Here is a 16,898-nt window from a genome sequence, read left to right as displayed (position 1 = left end):
GTCACACCTCCCTGGAGTCCGAGCCGGCGGTGACGTTGGCCGGCTCCCGCTCGGCGACCACGCGCTTGGTGCGCGGGCTCGGTGGTACTTGCAGGTCCATCGGTGGCAGCGGGAAGCTGCCGTGTGGACGGCTGTTGGCCTGTTCCTGGAGCGACGACTTCGGCTTCGGCTTGCGGCTCGGCCAGAGCAGCGTCGCCAGCAGCAGCACGCCCGCGCCGATCGCGGTGGCGAGCAGCCGGTCCCTGGTCTGCCAGCCCTCGATCGACCGCAGGCCGGCCAGGACCAGGATCCAGACCAGGTTGATCGGCAGCAGCACCTTCCAGCCGAGACGCATGAACTGGTCGTACCGGAGCCGGGGCAGGGTGCCGCGGAGCCAGACGAACACGAAGACCAGGGCGATCACCTTGCCGAAGAACCACAGCATCGGCCACCAACCGGAGTTGGCGCCCTCCCACAGGGTGATCGGCCACGGGGCCCGCCAGCCGCCCAGGAACAGCGTCGTGGTGACCGCGGACATGGTCACCATCGCGACGTACTCGCTGAGCATGAAGAGCGCGAACTTCAGCGAGCTGTATTCCGTCATGTAGCCGGCGACCAGCTCCGACTCGGCCTCGGGGAGGTCGAACGGCGCCCGGTTGGTCTCGCCGACGGTCGAGATGAAGAAGATGATGAAGCTCGGCAGCAGCAGGATCGCGTACCAGCCGGGGGCCGGGACCTCGGTGCCGAAAATGGTCAGCCGGGTGGCGTCCCCCTGGGCGGCGACGATCCCGCTGGTGGACATCGTGCCGGCGGTCATGAACACCGCAACGATGCTCAGCCCCATCGCGACCTCGTAGGAGATCATCTGGGCGGTGGAGCGCAGGCCGCCGAGCAGCGGGTACGTCGAGCCGGAGGCCCACCCGCCGAGCACGATGCCGTAGATGCCCATCGACGAGCACGCCAGCAGCACCAGCACCGCCACCGGCACGTCGGTGACCTGGAGCGGCGTGTGGTGGCCGAAGATGCTCACCATCGGGCCGAACGGCACCACCGACAGGGCGGTGACCGCGCAGATCACCGAGATGGTCGGCGCGAAGAAGAAGACGACCTTGTCCGCCGCCTTCGGGAGGATGTCCTCCTTGAAGGCCATCTTCATGCCGTCGGCCAGGGTCTGGAGCAGGCCGAACGGGCCGGCCTGGTTGGGGCCGGGCCGCACCGCCATGCGGCCGACGACCCGCCGTTCGAACCAGACGCCGAGCAGCGTGGCCAGCACGGCGACGACGAAGGCGAAGGCGACCTTGATCAGGACCAGCCACCACGGGTCCTTGCCGAAGTCGGCCAGCGTCGGGTCCTGTGCCAGGTAGACCGCGTTCACTGGGAAACACCCCCGGTGTTGAGGAGCGGACCCGGGCGGCCGGCCGCGTCCGCGGCGACCGCCGCGGTGGCCCGCTCCGTGGCGGCGACCGCCGCGGAGATCCGTACCACCGTGCCGGACGTCGCGCCGAGGCCGCGCCGCACGGTGGAGCCGGGTGAGTTGGTCGGCAGCCAGACGACGCCGTCGGGCATCTCGGTGATCGCCGCCGGCAGGGTGATCGCCCCGCGGTCGGTGCCCACCGTCACCGGGTCACCGTCGGCGACGCCGAGCGCCTCCGCGGTGCCCTTGCCCACCCGCGCCACCGGCGGGCGGGCGGTGCCGCCCAGGTGCTCGTCACCGTCGGTGAGGCTGCCCAGGTCGATGAGCTGGTGCCAGGTGGACAGGACGGCCTCACCGGCGCCGGGCTGCGGCACCGGGGCCGGCTCCACCGACGGCGGGGACGGCCGATCGGCCCGGGTCGGCGTCAGGCTGCCCAGCTCCCGGCGGACGCTGAGCACGTCGCCCGTGCCGAGCTGCACGTCGAGCAGCGCGGCGAGCGCGTCCAGCACCCGGCCGTCGGTCATCGCGGCGGTGTGCAGCACCGCATCGAAGGGCCGCAGCCGGCCCTCCCAGTCCAGGAAGCTGCCGGCCTTCTCGACCACCGGGGCCACCGGGAGGACCACGTCGGCCCGGCGGGCCACCGCGCTGTTGCGCAGCTCCAGGCTGACCAGGAACGGCACCGCGTCGAGGGCCTGCTCGGCCAACCGCGGGTCGGCCAGGTCGGCCGGGTCGACACCGGCCACCACCAGCGCGCCGAGCTGGCCGTGCGCGGCGGCGGAGAGGATGCCGTCGGTGTCCCGGCCGGCCTGGCTCGGGATCACCCCGGCCGCGATGTCCCACGCCTCGCCCAGCTCGGCCCGGGCCGCCGGCTCGGTGACCGGACGGCCACCGGGGAGCAGGTTGGGCAGGCAGCCGGCGTCGACGGCCCCGCGGTCGCCCGCGCGCCGTGGCACCCAGGCCAGCTTCGCGCCGGTACGCCGGGCGACGTCCGCCGCCGCCGACAGGCCGCCGGGCACCTCGCCCAGCCGCTCGCCGACGATCAGGATCGCGCCCGGGGTGCTCAGCGCCTCGGCCACCGTCGCGTGCTCGGCGAGCACGCTCGCCTCCTCGCCCGGCACCACCCGGGCCAGCTTGGCCCCGAGCTTCTCCAGGCCGCGGGTGGCGAACGGCGCGAGCGCGTACACCTTGAGCTTCTTCTTCAGGTACGCCTTGCGCAGCCGCAGGAAGAGGATCGGGCACTCCTCCTCCGGCTCCAGCCCGACCAGCACCACCGCCGGGGCGTTCTCCACGTCGGCGTAGGTCACGTCGGTGCGCCCGGCGACCGTGCTGGCCAGGAAATCGGACTCCTCGCGGGAGACCGGCCGGGCCCGGAAGTCGATGTCGTTGGTGTTCAGTGCGACCCGGGCGAACTTCGCGTACGCGTACGCGTCCTCGACGGTCAGTCGGCCGCCGGTCAGCACCGCCGTGCCCCGCCCGCCGTCCCGGGCGGCCCGCAGCCCCTCGGCGGCGACGGTCAGCGCCTCGCTCCACGACGCCTCACGCAGCTCACCGGTCTCGGAGTCGCGGACCAGCGGGGTGGTGAGCCGGTCGAAGGCGCGGGCGTACTGGAAGCCCCAGCGCCCCTTGTCGCAGTTCCACTCCTCGTTGACCTGCGGGTCGTCGCCGGCCAGCCGGCGGGTCACCTTGCCGCGCCGCCAGTCGGTGCGCTGGGCGCAGCCGGCCGAGCAGTGCTCGCACACGCTCGGGCTGGAGACCAGGTCGAACGGGCGGGCCCGGAAGCGGTACTGCGCACCGGTCAGCGCACCCACCGGGCAGATCTGCACGGTGTTGCCGGAGAAGTACGAGTTGAACGGGACGTCGCCCGCGTCGCCCTCCTCGCCGTACGCCTCGTCCCGGTAGATGTTGATCTCCTCGGCGGACGACCGGCCCATCAGGTCGATGAACTTGTCGCCGGCGATCTCGTCGGAGAACCGGGTGCACCGCTGGCAGAGCACGCAGCGCTCGCGGTCGAGCAGCACCTGGGTGCTGATCGCCATCGGCTTCTCGTACTCCCGCTTGTGCTCGTGGAACCGGGAGTCCGTGCGGCCGGTGGACATCGCCTGGTTCTGCAGCGGGCACTCGCCGCCCTTGTCGCACATCGGGCAGTCGAGCGGGTGGTTGAGCAGCAACAGCTCCATGACCCCCTCCTGCGCCTTCTTGGCGACACCGGAGGTGAGCTGGGTGCGGACCACCATGCCCTCGGCGACGGTCTGGGTGCAGGAGGCCACCGGCTTGCGCTGGCCCTCCACCTCGACCAGGCACTGCCGGCACGCGCCGGCCGGGGCCAGCAGCGGGTGGTCGCAGAAGCGCGGGATCTCGGTGCCCAACTGCTCGGCGACCCGGATCAGCAGCGCGCCCTGGGGCGCGGTGACCTCGACGCCGTCGATCGTGAGGGTGACGGTCTCGGTCTTCTTGGCTACGTCGGTCATTAGTGCGCTCCCACCAGCTGCTTGTCCGACAGCTTCGGCGCGGTACGTCCCTCGATGTAGTCGAGGTAGTCCTGCTTGAAGTACTTCAGCGACGAGGTCACCGAGCTGGTCGCACCGTCGCCAAGGCCGCAGAACGAGCGGCCGAGGATGTTGTCGCAGGTGTCGAGCAGGGTGTCCAGGTCCTCGTGGGTGCCCTGGCCGGCGAGGATCCGCCGATAGACCCGGACCATCCAGTAGTTGCCCTCGCGGCACGGGGTGCACTTGCCGCACGACTCGTGGTGGTAGAACTCCAGCCACCGGTACGTCGCGTACACCGGGCAGTCCTGGTCGGAGAAGATCTGGGTGGCCGTGGTGCCCAGGATCGAGCCGGCCGCCGCCACCCCCTCGAAGTCCAGCGGCACGTCCAGGTGCTCGGCGGTGAGCAGCGGGGTGGACGAGCCGCCCGGGGTCCAGAACCGCAGGTTGTGCCCCGGCTGCATCCCGCCGGCCAGCTCCAGGAGCTCGCGCAGCGTGACGCCCATCGTGCACTCGTACTGGCCCGGGTCGGCGATCCGGCCGGAGAGCGAGTAGATCATCGGCCCGGCGGACTTCTCCGTGCCCATGGTCTTCCACCAGTCGGCCCCGCCGAGCACGATGTACGGCACGCTGGCGATGGTGCCGACGTTGTTGACCACCGTGGGGCTGGCGTACAGGCCGTGGGTCGCCGGGAACGGCGGGCGCAGGCGGGGCTGGCCCCGGAAGCCCTCCAGCGAGTCCAGCAGCGCCGTCTCCTCGCCGCAGATGTACGCCCCGGCGCCCGAGTGCACCACCAGCTCCAGGTCGAACCCGGAGCCGAGGATGTTCCTACCGAGGTAGCCCTTGGCGTACGCCTCTTGCACGGCGTTGCGCAGCCGGCGGGCGGCGTGCACCGCCTCGCCGCGGATGTAGATGTAGGCCCGGCTCGCCCGGATCGCGTACGACCCGATGATCACGCCCTCGACCAGCGAGTGCGGGTCGTGGGTCATCAGCGGCAGGTCCTTGCAGGTGCCCGGCTCGCCCTCGTCGGCGTTCACCACCAGGTAGTGCGGCTTGCCGTCGCCCTGCGGGATGAACCCCCACTTCAGGCCGGTCGGGAAGCCCGCGCCGCCGCGACCGCGCAGCCCGGAGTCCTTGACGAGCTGGATCAGGTCGTCCGGGTGGGCCTTGAGCGCCTTACGCAGGGCGGCGTAGCCGTCCAGCCTCTCGTACGTGCCGATCCGCCAGGCGTCCGGCGACAGCCAGCGCTTGGTGAGCACGGGGGTGAGCTTGGCCAGGGTCTCCGGCCGAGGAGTGGTCACTTCTTGGTTCCCCCTTCGCTCGCGACTGCGCGGTTCTCAGCCCGCGCCTGCGGGGCTCGCTCCTCGCTCGGGCGGTTGGGGCTCGCAAGCTCACTCCTCGCACCCGCGGACGCCGCCGCTTCCTTGAGCGAGCGCTCCTGCGCGCCGGCCTCGTCGCCGGCGGGCTTGCCGTCACCGGCCGGCGCGTTCGCGGCGACGCCGGCGGCCTCGGCCTCCCGCGCGTCGCGGGGCGCCGGGGGCGTCGGGTCTGCCGGAACCTTGGTGCCGGGGGCGTCCGGCACGGCGGTCCGGGCGTCCGGCTGCCGGGTCTCCGCGGCCCGCACCTCGGGCGACTTGGCGTCCGGCGCCTTCACGTCGGGAGCGGTGCTGCCGTTCGCCGTGGTGGCGAGGGCCAGCTTCGCCTGCTCCGCGGCCTTCGCCCTCGCGGCGGCGGCGTCCGCCTCCGCCTTGCTGCGGATCGGCGTGTTCGGGTCGTAGCCCGGCACCGAGATGCCGTGCTGCTCGGCCAGCCGCAGGCCACGCAGGGTGGGCTCGCCCGGGCCACCGTCGGCGACCGCGCCCTCGCGCTCGTCGGCGAAGCCGGCGAGCTGCACCGCCATCTCCTTCAGCGTGCAGAGCCGCGCGCCCCGGGTCGGCATCGGCCGGCCGCCGGAGCGCAGCTCCTCGACCACCCCAAGGGCGGCCTGCGGGTCGACGCCGTCGAAGAAGTCGTAGTTGACGGTCATCACCGGGCCGTAGTCGCAGGCCGCCAGGCACTCGGCGTGCTCCAGGGTGACCTTGCCGTCGGCGGTGGTCTCGTCGTGGCCGACGCCGAGGTGCTCGGCGAGGGTGTCGTAGACCTCCTGCCCGCCGAGCACGTTGCACATCGTGTTGGTGCAGACGCTGACCAGGTAGTCGCCGGTCGGCCTGCGCTTGTACATCGTGTAGAAGGTGGCCACCGCGCCGACCTGGGCCTTGTTCAGGCCGAGCACGTCGGCGCAGAACTCGACGCCGGACGGGGAGACGTACCCCTCCTCCGACTGCACCAGGTGCAGCAGCGGCAGCAGCGCCGAGCGGGACCGGTCGGCCGGGTACCGGGCGATGATCTCCCGCGCCCGCTCCCGCGTCTGGTCAGTGAAAGTCGTCATCGGTCACATCCACCCATCACGGGGTCCAGCGAGGCGCCGCCGGCGATCACGTCGGCGATCAGGCCGCCCTCGGACATCGCCGGGAGGGCCTGGAGGTTGACGAAGCTCGGCTCCCGGTAGTGCACCCGGTACGGGCGGGTGCCACCGTCGGAGACGGCGTGCACGCCCAGCTCGCCGCGGGGCGACTCGATGCCGATGTACACCTGGCCCGGCGGGACCCGGAAGCCCTCGGTGACGAGCTTGAAGTGGTGGATCAGCGACTCCATCGACTGACCCATGATCTTGGCGACGTGCTCCAGCGAGTTGCCCATGCCGTCGACGCCGATGGCGAGCTGGGCCGGCCAGGCGATCTTGCGGTCGGCGACCATCACCGGGCCCGGCTTCAACCGGCCCAGCGCCTGCTCGACGAGCTTGAGCGACTCCCGGATCTCGGCGAGCCGGACCAGGTAGCGGCCCCAGACGTCGCCGTCCGTGTGGGTCGGCACGTCGAACTCGTACGTCTCGTAGCCGCAGTACGGCATGGTCTTGCGCAGGTCCCAGGCGAGGCCGGCGGAGCGGAGCACCGGGCCGGTGACGCCCAGCGCGAGGCAGCCGGTCGCGTCGAGCACTGCGACGTTCGTGGTGCGCTCGATCCAGATCGGCTGGCCGGAGAGGAGGTCCTCGTACTCCTTGAGCCTCTTCGGCATCATCTTGAGGAACCTGTGGATCTTGACGATCGCCTCGTCCGGCACGTCCTGTGCCACGCCGCCCGGCCGGACGTACGCGTGGTTCATCCGCAGGCCGGTGATGCTCTCGAAGATGTCGAGGATGTACTCCCGCTCGCGGAAGCCGTACAGCATCATGTTGATCGCGCCCAGCTCCATGGCCGTGGTGGCCACCCAGACCAGGTGCGAGGCGATCCGGTTCAGCTCCATCATCAGGACCCGGATCGTGGTGGCCCGCTCGGTGATGTCGTCGGTGATGCCGAGCAGCTTCTCCACCGCGAGGCTGTACGCCGTCTCGTTGAACAGCGGCGCGAGGTAGTCCATCCGGGTCACGAAGGTCGTGCCCTGCACCCAGTTGCGGTATTCCAGGTTCTTCTCGATGCCGGTGTGCAGGTACCCGATGACCGACCGCGCCTCGCGGACGGTCTCGCCCTCCAGCTCCAGGATCAGCCGGAGCACGCCGTGGGTGGACGGGTGCTGCGGACCCATGTTCACGACGATCCGCTCGTCGTTGATCGGGTCCGTGCCGGAGACGATCTGGTCCCAGTCCCCACCGGTGACGGTGAAGACCCGACCCTCGGTGGTCTCGCGCTCGGTCGCGTAGTTCGACGTCGTCACTGGTACGACCTCCGTCGGTCCGGCGGCGGAATCTCCGCGCCCTTGTACTCGACGGGGACGCCGCCGAGCGGATAGTCCTTACGCTGGGGGTGCCCCTCCCAGTCGTCCGGCATGAGGATCCGGGTCAGGTTGGGGTGGCCGTCGAAGACGATCCCGAACATGTCGTACGCCTCCCGCTCCTGCCAGTCGGCGGTCGGGTAGACGCTGGTGACGCTCGGCAGGTGCGGGTCCTCGGCGGACACCGCAGCCTCCAGCCGCACCCGGCGGCGGTACGTCATCGAGGTGAGCTGGTAGACCACGTGCAGCCGACGCTCGTCGGCGCCCAGGTAGTCCACCCCGGACACCGAGGAGCACAGCTCGAAGCGCAGCGCGAGGTCGTCCCGCAGCACCTGGCAGACCTCGGCGATCCGCTCCGGGCGGATGTGCAGGGTCAGCTCGCCCCGGTCGACCACGACCTTCTCGATCGCGTCGCCGAACGCCGGGTAGGCCTCCTCCAGCGCGTCGCGGACCTCGTCGAAGTAGCCCCCGTACGGCCGGGGGGTCTCCTCGACGGGCTGGCGCGGGCGGACCAGGCCCCCGAAGCCGGAGACGTCGCCCGTGCCGTGGATGCCGAACATGCCCTGCCCGGCCGGGCTGGCCGGCGGGTGCTCGGCGGGCGCGCCGCTGCTGGCCCCGGCCGGCGTCACCGGCACCGGCAGGCCACCGGCGTTCGGCTTGTCGGAAGCTACGCTCACTTGATACCCCCGTGCGGGTGGAGGTGGTTCTGGGCCTTCATCCAGTTCTCGATCCGCAGCTGCTCCTCGCGCCCCTCGCGAACCGCCTTGGTCCACTCGGCGCGGCGGGCCTTGTCACTGCGGTACGACGACGGCATCGAGCCGTACGGGACGACCGGCACGTCGCCGCGCGCCAAGCGGGCCTCGTGCATCTTGCGCCCGTTCGGGCCCAGCGGCTCGTGCATGACCTTCTCGCGGAGCTTGAGGATCGCGTCGATGAGCATCTCCGGCCGGGGCGGGCAGCCCGGGAGGTACATGTCGACGGGCACGATGTGGTCGACGCCCTGCACGATGGCGTAGTTGTTGAACATGCCGCCGCTGCTGGCGCAGACGCCCATCGAGAGCACCCAGCGGGGCTCGGCCATCTGGTCGTAGATCTGGCGCAGGACCGGGGCCATCTTCTGGCTCACCCGGCCGGCCACGATCATCAGGTCCGCCTGCCGGGGCGAGGCCCGGAAGACCTCCATGCCCCAGCGGCCCAGGTCGTAGTGCGGGCCACCGGCGGCCATCATCTCGATGGCGCAGCAGGCCAGGCCGAAGGTGGCGCCCCAGAAGGACGTCTTCCGCGACCAGTTGACCAGCGTCTCCACGGAGGTGAGCAGGACGCCGGCGGGAAGCTTCTCCTCGATACCCATCTGCGTGTCTCCCTCAGTCCCAGTCCAGGCCGCCGCGCCGCCACACGTAGGCGTATGCGACGAAGACCGCGACGATGAACAGGACCATCTCCACGAAGCCGAAGATCGGCAGGGCGTCGAACGAGACCGCCCAGGGGTAGAGGAAGATGATCTCGATGTCGAAGACGATGAAGAGCATCGCCGTCAGGTAGAACTTGATCGGGAACCGGCCGCCCCCGACGGGCTGCGGGCTGGGTTCGATGCCGCACTCGTACGCCTCGAGTTTGGCCTTGTTGTACCGGCGCGGGCCGGTGATGCGGGCGGCGGCCACGGAGAACAGCGCGAACGCCGCGGCGAGGGCGAACAGCCCGATGATGGGTGCGTAAGGCGAGAGCGTCATTGTGGTCTCCTGCTCGTCCTTCCCTGCCCTCGGCGGTGGTTGGCCAAAATCACACTATTCACGTCCCTCACGACGGCTGTCGGCGGGGTCGATCCCTGTCCGACCTGCGGTCCTCGTCGACCGTCCGGCCGAAGCCCCACACTCGTCGACAACCTGCGGGGCTCGCGCACTCCTCGCGTTACACGGCTGGCGCCGCCTTCGTCATCGCGTTGATGACCCGGTCCATCGCGTCCCCGCCGCGCGGGTCGGTCAGGTTGGCCAGCAGCTTGAGCACGAAGCGCATCAGGGCTGGATGCGGCATGCCGTGCTTGGTGGCCATCCGCATGATCTCCGGACGGCCGATCAGCTTCACGAAGATCCCGCCGAGCCGGTAGTAGCCGCCGAACCGGGCCTTCAGTTCCTGCGGGTACGCCATCAGCGCCCGCTCCCGCTCGGCCCCGGCCGGCCGGGCGAGGGCCTGCACCGCGATCTCCGCGGCCAGTTCGCCGGACTCCATCGCGTACGCGATGCCCTCGCCGTTGAACGGGTTGACCATGCCGCCGGAGTCGCCGACCAGCATGACGCCGCGGGTGTAGTGCGGCACCCGGTTGAAGCCCATCGGCAGCGCCGCGCCGAGGATCGGCCCCTCGGCGTTCGCCTCGTCGGTCATCCCCCAGTCCTCGGGGGTGTTGGCCAGCCAGTCGGTGAGCAGCCGCCGGTAGTTGGTCTTGCCGAAGGCGGTCGAGGAGTTGAGCACGCCGAGGCCGACGTTGACCCGCCCGTCACCGAGGCCGAAGATCCAGCCGTACCCGGGGAGCAGGTTGTCGCCGCTGGCCTTGCTGCGCAGCTCCAGCCACGACTCCAGGTAGTCGTCGTCGTGTTTGGCCGGCGAGCGGTAGTACCGCCGGACGGCCACCCCGATCGGCCGGTCCTCCCGCTTGGCCAGCCCGAGGGAGAGCGGGAACCGGCCGGAGACGCCGTCCGCGGCGACCACCAGCGGGGCGCGGAAGGTGGCGGGCTCCTTGTCCGGGCCGACCTCGGCCTCCACCCCGACCACCCGGTTGTCGGCGTCGAGCACCGGACCGACCACGTTGACGTTGGTGCGCAGCTTCGCCCCGGCCGAGACGGCGCGCTGGGCGAGCAGGTCGTCGAAGTCGAGCCGGGTGCGGACCAGGCCGTAGTTGGGGAAGCTGGCCAGGTCCGGCCAGTCCAGCTCCAGGCGGACGCCGCCGCCGATCACCCGCAGGCCCCGGTTGTGCAGCCAGCCCGCCTCGGGCGAGGTGTCCACGCCCATCCGGATGAGCTGCCGGACGGCGCGCGGGGTCAGCCCGTCGCCGCAGACCTTCTCCCGGGGGAACTCGGTCTTCTCCAGCACCAGCACCCGCACGCCGTGCTGCGCCAGGTGGTACGCCGTCGCCGAGCCACCAGGGCCGGCGCCCACGACGATCACGTCGGCGTCGTTCTCCACCGCGGTCATCTGGGCCTCCTCCCGAGCGCTCGTGAAATCCTTCACAAGCCAGTCGGATGGAGTCTATGACCGACGTTACGTCCCTGCCTGGTTAGGTGGCCCTAACTTGCCGAGGTGAGAGCCGCCGGGCTCCACAAAGGGGTCAAAACGGCGCGGAGGTGGGTTCGTCCAGACCCGCATCGACCCTGATGGCCTCCGGCAGGTGGTCACGCAGGGCGCCGCCGGCCGCGCGGTCCAGGGCCGCCAGCACCTCCGCCACCACTTGACGGACGTCGGCCGGGTCGACCCCCGCCAGCTCCCTGAGCTGGGCGACGAGTTCCGCGGCGTCCTCGCTCGACGTCGCGCGCGCCGGCTCTGCTCCCGTCATGGAGCGAGCTTACCGGGCAAAGTGGACTAATTCCGCGCATTCGGGAAACGCGTCGCGGTCGGAACGACTCGGTCACGAACCGTGCGTCAGTCGGAACGACTCAGTCGCGGACCGCGCGGTGCAGGGCGACCACGCCGCCGGTGAGGTTGCGCCAGGCCACCCGGCCCCAACCCGCCGCGCCGATCCGCGCCGACAGGGCGGGCTGGTCCGGCCAGGCCCGGATCGACTCGGCGAGGTAGACGTACGCGTCCGGGTTGCTGGACACCGTGCGGGCCACCGCCGGCAGGGAACGCATCAGGTACGACAGGTAGACCGTGCGGAACGCCGGGTTGACCGGGGTGCTGAACTCGCAGACCACCAGCCGGCCGCCGGGCCGGGTGACCCGGGCCAGCTCGCGCAGGGCCGCGTCGGTGTCCGACACGTTGCGCAGCGCGAAGGAGATGGTCACCGCGTCGAAGCTGGCGTCCGCGAAGGGCAGCCGCAGCGCGTCCCCGGCCAGCAGCGGCACCGTGGGACGGGACCGCTTGCCGGCGTGCAGCATGCCGAGGGAGAGGTCCGCACCGACCGCGTACGCGCCGGACTGGGCCAGTTCCTCGGTCGAGACGCCGGTGCCCGCGCCGACGTCCAGCACCCGGTCGCCGGGGCCGAGCCCGAGAGCAGCCCGGGTGGCCCGCCGCCAGAACCGGTCCTGCCCGAAGGAGAGGACGGTGTTGGTCAGGTCGTAGCGGGCGGCCACGCCGTCGAACATCGCGGCGACCTCGTGCGGCTGCTTGTCCAGGCTGGCGCGCTGGCCCTGCGGGGTAAGGCTCACCCCTCCACTCTGCCAGCCGGCACCCCGCTGACCGATGCCGGGGCGGCGCGGAGCGGAGGTACGCGGACGGGCGGGGTGGTCGCCCACCCCGCCCGTCCCGTCACGTCGGACGCGTCAGTCGTTCCCGACGGTCAGTGGTTCGACTTCTCGTCCCCCGGGGTCACCAGCAGCACCCGGCGGCGACGGGAGAGCACCAGCAGCGCCCCGCCGGCCAGCAGCACAGCGCCGCCGATGCCGCCGATCAGCCCGGCCTGCACGCCGGTCACCGGGAGCCCGCCGCCACCGCCACCGCCGGTGCCCGGCGAGGTGGTCGCGCTCGGCTCACCGGACGGGCCCGCGGTCGGGGTGCCGGTCGGCGTCGGGGTCGGGGTGGGGGTGGGCTGGGCGGACAGGTCCACGAAGACGTCGAAGACGGCCTGGTTGTCGACCTCGTCCGTCTCGGTGAAGGCGCGACGCTGGGCCGCCGAGGCGACCTGCGGCTCCGACTCGGGAGCGCCCTGCGCCTCGTCCAGCCCGTACGCGAAGAGTTCACCGATGCGCAGCACCGGCTGGTCGGCGTCGTCGGCGACCTTCACCCGCACGTCGTCGGTGTAGTACTCGCCCGGCCGGATCACCGCGCCGGTGTCCTCGCAGAACGCCTGGGCCAGGCCGCCGATCTCCTGCTCGACGCAGTTCTCGGGCAGCTTCGCGAAGCTGACCTTGGCCGGCAGGGTGATGGCGTAGAAGACGCCGGTCGCCCGGCGGCTGCCGTCGTTGTAGATCGCCCAGTCCAGCGGGGCGGTCCCACCGCGCGGAATCGGCTTCAGGTCCGGCTCGTTGCTCTGCGCGCCGTCGACCACGACGTTGGCGTACCCGTCCTGCACCCAGGAGGTGAGGTCGTAGCCGGGGCGGGTGACGGTGACGTCGACGGTCTCGCTGTTGTCGCCCGTGTTCGGGTCGGCGGTCGCCGAGGCGACCGTCACCTTCAGCGCGCCGCCCTTGCCCCGGCCGCCGGCGCTGAACAGCGGGATGCCGAAGTCCTCGCTCGTGCCGCCGGCCAGGTCGCCGAGCAGGCAGGTGAAGGCGGTGCCGGAGACGTCGCAGCCGTCGGGGACGACGAAGCCGACCCGCTTGGTCAGGCCCTTCGTCTCCACGGTGACCCGGACGTCGCGGGCCGCGACCGAGCTGCGGGTGTTGTCGACGGTGAACTTGAACGGCTTGGCCTTGGCCGCCTCGACGCCCCTGGCCAGGTTCTGGCTGAGCGGGACCAGCGCCAGGTCGGCCTGGTCGGCCGCCTGGGCCGGGGCTGCCACGGTGGCCAGGCCGCCGGCGGCCAGCAGCGCCACGGCGCCGACACGGGCCAGGGCCGAACGGTGGAACGAGGTCATTGATCCCCCGGGGTTAGGGAAGGAGGAGGGTTTTTGCGGAACCGAGCGGACGTTATCCGAGGTAGATCGATTGCGCCAGGAGCCGGCACGGCAATTCATCCGTCCGGCCCCGCCCGTCAAGACGGTGGGGGCGGGATGGTCGACCATCCCGCCCCCACCGCCGCGCTCTATATGAACGGCCCCCACGGACCGATGGAGGACTGTGCCTCGGACCACGTCGCGGGGGACGTTAGCGACCCGCGCTGGCCTGCGCGACCCTTTCGGACGACAAGACGCACACCAGGTCCGACAGGCCGAGCAGAACTGTCCGGACCGCCGATCGGCTCACTGGCCGACCGGCCGGTGAGCGCTCGCCCAGCGTGTCCGCCGGTGCGCGGTGGGTCAGTTGGCCTCGACCAGCGGCAGCGGCCGGCCCGCCCCGCCGCCCGGCATGGCGATCGACGAGAAGTGCGAGACCACCCGGTCGTCGGTCGGGTCGTCGGCCGGGGTGCGGTGCACCGCGAGCCGGCGGTAGAGGGTGTCCCGCTGGGCCGGGATGCGGTCGGCCGAGCGGATCATGCCGATCAGCTCGTGCAGGTTGGAGCGGTGCCGGGCACCGGCCGAGGAGATGACGTTCTCCTCCAGCATGATCGAGCCGAGGTCGTCCACCCCCATGTGCAGGGCGAGCTGGCCGACGTCCTTGCCGGTGGTCAGCCAGGACGCCTGGAGGTGCGGGACGGTCTCGAAGAACAGCCGGGCCGTCGCGACCAGCCGCAGGTACTCCAGCGTGGTGGCCTGCGTGCGGCCCTTGAGGTGGTTGTTCTCCGCCTGGTACGTCCACGGGATGAACGCCCGGAACCCGCCGGTACGGTCCTGCACGTCGCGGATCATCCGCAGGTGCTCGATCCGCTCGGCGTTGGTCTCGCCGGTGCCCATCATCATCGTCGCGGTCGACTCCAGGCCCTGCCGGTGGGCCAGCTCCATGACCTCCAGCCAGCGCGCGCCGGACTCCTTGAGCGGCGCGATCGCCTTGCGCGGCCGGTCCGGCAGCATCTCGGCGCCGGCGCCGGCGATCGAGTCCAGCCCGGCCGCCTTGATCCGGGCGATGGCCTCGTCGAGGCTCACGCCGGAGACCTTGGCCATGTGCAGGATCTCGCTCGGACCGATCGAGTGGATGGCGAGCTGCGGGTAGGCCTTCTTCACCGAGGAGAACAGTTCCTCGTAGTACTCCACGCCGTAGTCGGGGTGGTGGCCACCCTGGAGCATGACCTGGGTGGCGCCCAGCTCGACCGCCTCGCCGCAGCGGCGCAGGATCTCCTCGGTCGGGTGGGTCCACCCGTCCTTGTGCTTGGGGGCGCGGTAGAAGGCGCAGAACTTGCACGCCGTCACGCAGACGTTCGTGTAGTTGATGTTGCGGTCGATCAGGTACGTGACGATGTCGTCGGGGTAGCGCCGCCGACGCACCGCGTCGGCCGCCTCGCCGAGGGCGTGGAAGGGCGCCTCGGTGTAGATCAGCAGGGCCTCCTCGGGCGTGATCCGCCCGCCGTCCGCGCCGCGCTGCAGGATGTCGTCGATCTCCCGGCTCACCGTCACCCCTCCGAGGGTACGCCGACCCCCATCCAGGCCCCCAGTGGTGCGCCGGACCGTGACCCATCCCCCATCTTCCCGCCCCACAAGCCCACGCTCAGATCGTGGACAGTTTCCGTCAGCAGCGGACGGAACCTGTCCAAGGTCTACGGGGGGCAGGACTGGGTGCGATCGGGGTTACCCGAAACACATAGAAACCCTACGATGCTTTCATGATCAATGAGCCCTCATTTCCTCCGAAGAACCCGGTCCGGCGGCGCACCCTCGTCGGACTGGTCCCGCTGGTGGCCGGCGGCCTACTCCTCGCCGCGACGGCCCAGCCCTCCAGCGCGGCCACCCCCGCCGACGCAGCCGACCCCGCGCCGGAGTGTCTCGCCGACCTGATCACGGGCTGATGGCCACCATCCCCTGGCTCGCCGACGTGCTCCGCGGCGCCGGCGTCACCGTGGTCGAACAGGGCAACTGGCTCGGCCGGGTCGCCGGCAGCTCGTTCGCCCCGATCGGCGTGCTCTGGCACCACACCGCGGCCACCTCCAGCGCCGCCAACCCGCACCCCGCCCTGAACATCTGCATCAACGGCCGGTCCGACCTGCCCGGCCCGCTCTGTCAGGCGCTGGTCGACTACAACGGCGTCTTCCACGTCATCTCGGGCGGACGGGCCAACCACGCCGGCGTCAGCCGGGGCAGCGGCCCCATCCCGGCCGGCGACGGCAACACCCTGATGGTCGGTTGGGAGATCGACTACAACGGGGTCAACCAGGCCATGACCGGCGCCCAGTACTCCGCCTCGGTGCTCGCGACCGCCGCCGTGCTGCGGCGGCTCGGCCGGGATGCCAGCCACGCCCGGGGCCACCGGGAGACCAGCACCAGCGGCAAGATCGACCCCTCCTTCATCGACCTCGACTCGATGCGCGCCGACGTGGCCCGCCAGCTCGCCGGCAACCCGCCCCTCGACCTCACGGAGAACGACATGAAGCTGATCCAGTCCACCAACCGAGGCATCGCGCTGGTCGGCCCCGGCTACTTCCGCCAGCTCAGCAACAACGAGGAGGTGACGGCCGCCGTCGCGCTGGTCGGCAACCCCCTGATCGGCAACGACCGCCAGTTCGACCTGTGGCGCAGCATCGCCTTCGACGGCCAGGTCAAGGCCCCGTCGGCCTGACACCGACGATGAACACCTACACCCGCCGCCAGGCGCTCGCCCTGGCGTCCACCGGAGCCGCCCTGGCCGCCACGGGCGTCGGGCTGTCCCAGGCTGCCTCCGGCGAGCCGGCCCAGGCAGCCTGCTCGTCGATCCCACCGAACGCCGACGACGCCGTCCTGACCGCCGTATACCAGGTCGCCACCGGGCTGTCAGCCAACGAGCGGGTGCTGCTCGCCGGCTTCGAGGCGGGCTGGGTGGAGTCGCGGATGAACAACCTGCCCTGCGGCGACTCCGACTCGCTGGGCGTGTTCCAGCAGCGCCCCTCCCAGGGCTGGGGCACCCCCGCGCAGATCATGAACGTGTCGTACGCGGCCAACTCGTTCTTCGTCCGGGCGATCCCGCTGGCCGCCGCCAACCCCGGCTGGTCTGCCGGGCGGGTGGCGCAGGGCGTACAGCGCTCCGCCTTCCCGGACCGCTACGACGCCGCGCAGGCCACCGCGCAGGCACTCATCGCCCGGGCCCGCGGGCTGACCCCACCCCCGCTCGACCTCTGGAAGGACGACATGAGGCTGATCCAGTCACCCGGCCGGGGCATCGCCCTGGTCGGTGCCGGCTACTTCCGCCAGCTCAGCAACACGGAGGAGGTGACGGCCGCCGTCGCGCTGGCCGGCAACCCCCTGGTCGGCAACGACCGCCAGTTCGACCTGTGGCGCAGCATCGCCTTCGACGGCCAGGTCAAGGCCCCGAGCTGACGCCCACGCGGGTGGCGGGGCTCGGGAAGGA

16 protein-coding genes are annotated in these 16,898 nt (G+C 71.5%); 3 read left to right on the top strand and 13 right to left on the bottom strand.

Annotation, left to right across the window (positions count from 1 at the left end; all coding sequences use genetic code 11):
• Position 1: 1 nt before the first annotated feature.
• From nuoH to mqnC, 13 genes are all read right to left on the bottom strand, one after another.
• Positions 2-1,354 (bottom strand): NADH-quinone oxidoreductase subunit NuoH, encoded by a 1,353-nt coding sequence (nuoH, locus tag OG617_RS15825; protein WP_405102545.1) that lies wholly within the window; start codon positions 1,352-1,354, stop codon positions 2-4.
• Positions 1,351-3,861 (bottom strand): NADH-quinone oxidoreductase subunit G, encoded by a 2,511-nt coding sequence (locus OG617_RS15820; protein WP_405102543.1) that lies wholly within the window; start codon positions 3,859-3,861, stop codon positions 1,351-1,353. The genes nuoH and OG617_RS15820 overlap by 4 nt, the downstream gene beginning before the upstream one ends.
• Positions 3,861-5,177: an NADH-quinone oxidoreductase subunit NuoF gene (gene nuoF, locus OG617_RS15815; protein ID WP_405102541.1), complete on the bottom strand. Its 1,317-nt coding sequence runs from the start codon at positions 5,175-5,177 to the stop codon at positions 3,861-3,863. The genes OG617_RS15820 and nuoF overlap by 1 nt, the downstream gene beginning before the upstream one ends.
• Positions 5,174-6,304 (bottom strand): NADH-quinone oxidoreductase subunit NuoE, encoded by a 1,131-nt coding sequence (gene nuoE, locus OG617_RS15810; protein ID WP_405102539.1) that lies wholly within the window; start codon positions 6,302-6,304, stop codon positions 5,174-5,176. The genes nuoF and nuoE overlap by 4 nt, the downstream gene beginning before the upstream one ends.
• Entirely contained in the window at positions 6,301-7,626 is a 1,326-nt protein-coding gene (locus tag OG617_RS15805) for an NADH-quinone oxidoreductase subunit D (protein ID WP_396676341.1), read from the bottom strand. Before OG617_RS15805 ends, nuoE begins: the two co-directional genes overlap by 4 nt.
• On the bottom strand, positions 7,623-8,360 hold the full coding sequence (locus OG617_RS15800; RefSeq protein WP_405102537.1) for an NADH-quinone oxidoreductase subunit C: 738 nt from the start codon (positions 8,358-8,360) through the stop codon (positions 7,623-7,625). The genes OG617_RS15805 and OG617_RS15800 overlap by 4 nt, the downstream gene beginning before the upstream one ends.
• Positions 8,357-9,034, bottom strand: a complete 678-nt coding sequence (locus tag OG617_RS15795) for a NuoB/complex I 20 kDa subunit family protein (protein WP_396676343.1) — start codon at positions 9,032-9,034, stop codon at positions 8,357-8,359. Before OG617_RS15795 ends, OG617_RS15800 begins: the two co-directional genes overlap by 4 nt.
• A 13-nt stretch (positions 9,035-9,047) precedes the next feature.
• Positions 9,048-9,413, bottom strand: coding sequence for an NADH-quinone oxidoreductase subunit A (locus tag OG617_RS15790; protein ID WP_396676344.1), 366 nt, complete (start codon positions 9,411-9,413; stop codon positions 9,048-9,050).
• Between the two features lie 178 nt (positions 9,414-9,591).
• Positions 9,592-10,869: a geranylgeranyl reductase family protein gene (locus OG617_RS15785; protein WP_396676345.1), complete on the bottom strand. Its 1,278-nt coding sequence runs from the start codon at positions 10,867-10,869 to the stop codon at positions 9,592-9,594.
• A gap of 133 nt (positions 10,870-11,002) precedes the next feature.
• Positions 11,003-11,227 (bottom strand): hypothetical protein, encoded by a 225-nt coding sequence (locus OG617_RS15780; protein WP_405102534.1) that lies wholly within the window; start codon positions 11,225-11,227, stop codon positions 11,003-11,005.
• A gap of 100 nt (positions 11,228-11,327) precedes the next feature.
• Entirely contained in the window at positions 11,328-12,038 is a 711-nt protein-coding gene (locus tag OG617_RS15775) for a demethylmenaquinone methyltransferase (protein ID WP_405102532.1), read from the bottom strand.
• Between the two features lie 131 nt (positions 12,039-12,169).
• Positions 12,170-13,405 carry an LPXTG cell wall anchor domain-containing protein gene (locus OG617_RS15770; protein WP_405102530.1) on the bottom strand — a complete coding sequence of 412 codons (1,236 nt, stop codon included), beginning with the start codon at positions 13,403-13,405 and terminating at the stop codon, positions 12,170-12,172.
• 381 nt (positions 13,406-13,786) lie between these two features.
• Positions 13,787-14,977, bottom strand: coding sequence for a cyclic dehypoxanthinyl futalosine synthase (gene mqnC, locus OG617_RS15765; protein WP_405102528.1), 1,191 nt, complete (start codon positions 14,975-14,977; stop codon positions 13,787-13,789).
• A 206-nt stretch (positions 14,978-15,183) separates the two neighbouring features.
• Here mqnC and OG617_RS15760 point away from each other — a divergent pair, with 206 nt between their 5' ends.
• From OG617_RS15760 to OG617_RS15750, 3 genes are read left to right on the top strand one after another with little or no spacing between them, the layout of a single operon-like run.
• A complete protein-coding gene (locus OG617_RS15760; protein WP_405102526.1) occupies positions 15,184-15,366 on the top strand; it encodes a hypothetical protein in 183 nt (60 codons plus the stop codon).
• Positions 15,366-16,133: an N-acetylmuramoyl-L-alanine amidase gene (locus tag OG617_RS15755; protein ID WP_405102524.1), complete on the top strand. Its 768-nt coding sequence runs from the start codon at positions 15,366-15,368 to the stop codon at positions 16,131-16,133. The genes OG617_RS15760 and OG617_RS15755 overlap by 1 nt, the downstream gene beginning before the upstream one ends.
• A gap of 8 nt (positions 16,134-16,141) precedes the next feature.
• A complete protein-coding gene (locus tag OG617_RS15750) occupies positions 16,142-16,867 on the top strand; it encodes a hypothetical protein (RefSeq protein ID WP_405102522.1) in 726 nt (241 codons plus the stop codon).
• Positions 16,868-16,898 lie beyond the last annotated feature (31 nt).

The sequence above is a fragment of the Micromonospora sp. NBC_01412 genome, from assembly GCF_045040215.1.
GTDB classification, from domain to species: Bacteria; Actinomycetota; Actinomycetes; order Mycobacteriales; family Micromonosporaceae; genus Micromonospora; species Micromonospora rubida.
The sequence above is the reverse complement of the archived record's forward strand: the minus strand, read 5'-3'. Positions and strand labels throughout refer to the sequence as shown.

Coding starts and splice junctions, on each gene's coding strand:
- OG617_RS15820 (WP_405102543.1), bottom strand. CDS start 3,861: ATGACCGACGTAGCCAAGAAGACCGAGACCGTCACCCTCACGATCGAC.
- nuoE (WP_405102539.1), bottom strand. CDS start 6,304: ATGACGACTTTCACTGACCAGACGCGGGAGCGGGCGCGGGAGATCATC.
- OG617_RS15795 (WP_396676343.1), bottom strand. CDS start 9,034: ATGGGTATCGAGGAGAAGCTTCCCGCCGGCGTCCTGCTCACCTCCGTG.
- OG617_RS15790 (WP_396676344.1), bottom strand. CDS start 9,413: ATGACGCTCTCGCCTTACGCACCCATCATCGGGCTGTTCGCCCTCGCC.
- OG617_RS15785 (WP_396676345.1), bottom strand. CDS start 10,869: ATGACCGCGGTGGAGAACGACGCCGACGTGATCGTCGTGGGCGCCGGC.
- OG617_RS15780 (WP_405102534.1), bottom strand. CDS start 11,227: ATGACGGGAGCAGAGCCGGCGCGCGCGACGTCGAGCGAGGACGCCGCG.
- OG617_RS15770 (WP_405102530.1), bottom strand. CDS start 13,405: ATGACCTCGTTCCACCGTTCGGCCCTGGCCCGTGTCGGCGCCGTGGCG.
- OG617_RS15760 (WP_405102526.1), top strand. CDS start 15,184: ATGATCAATGAGCCCTCATTTCCTCCGAAGAACCCGGTCCGGCGGCGC.
- OG617_RS15755 (WP_405102524.1), top strand. CDS start 15,366: ATGGCCACCATCCCCTGGCTCGCCGACGTGCTCCGCGGCGCCGGCGTC.
- OG617_RS15750 (WP_405102522.1), top strand. CDS start 16,142: ATGAACACCTACACCCGCCGCCAGGCGCTCGCCCTGGCGTCCACCGGA.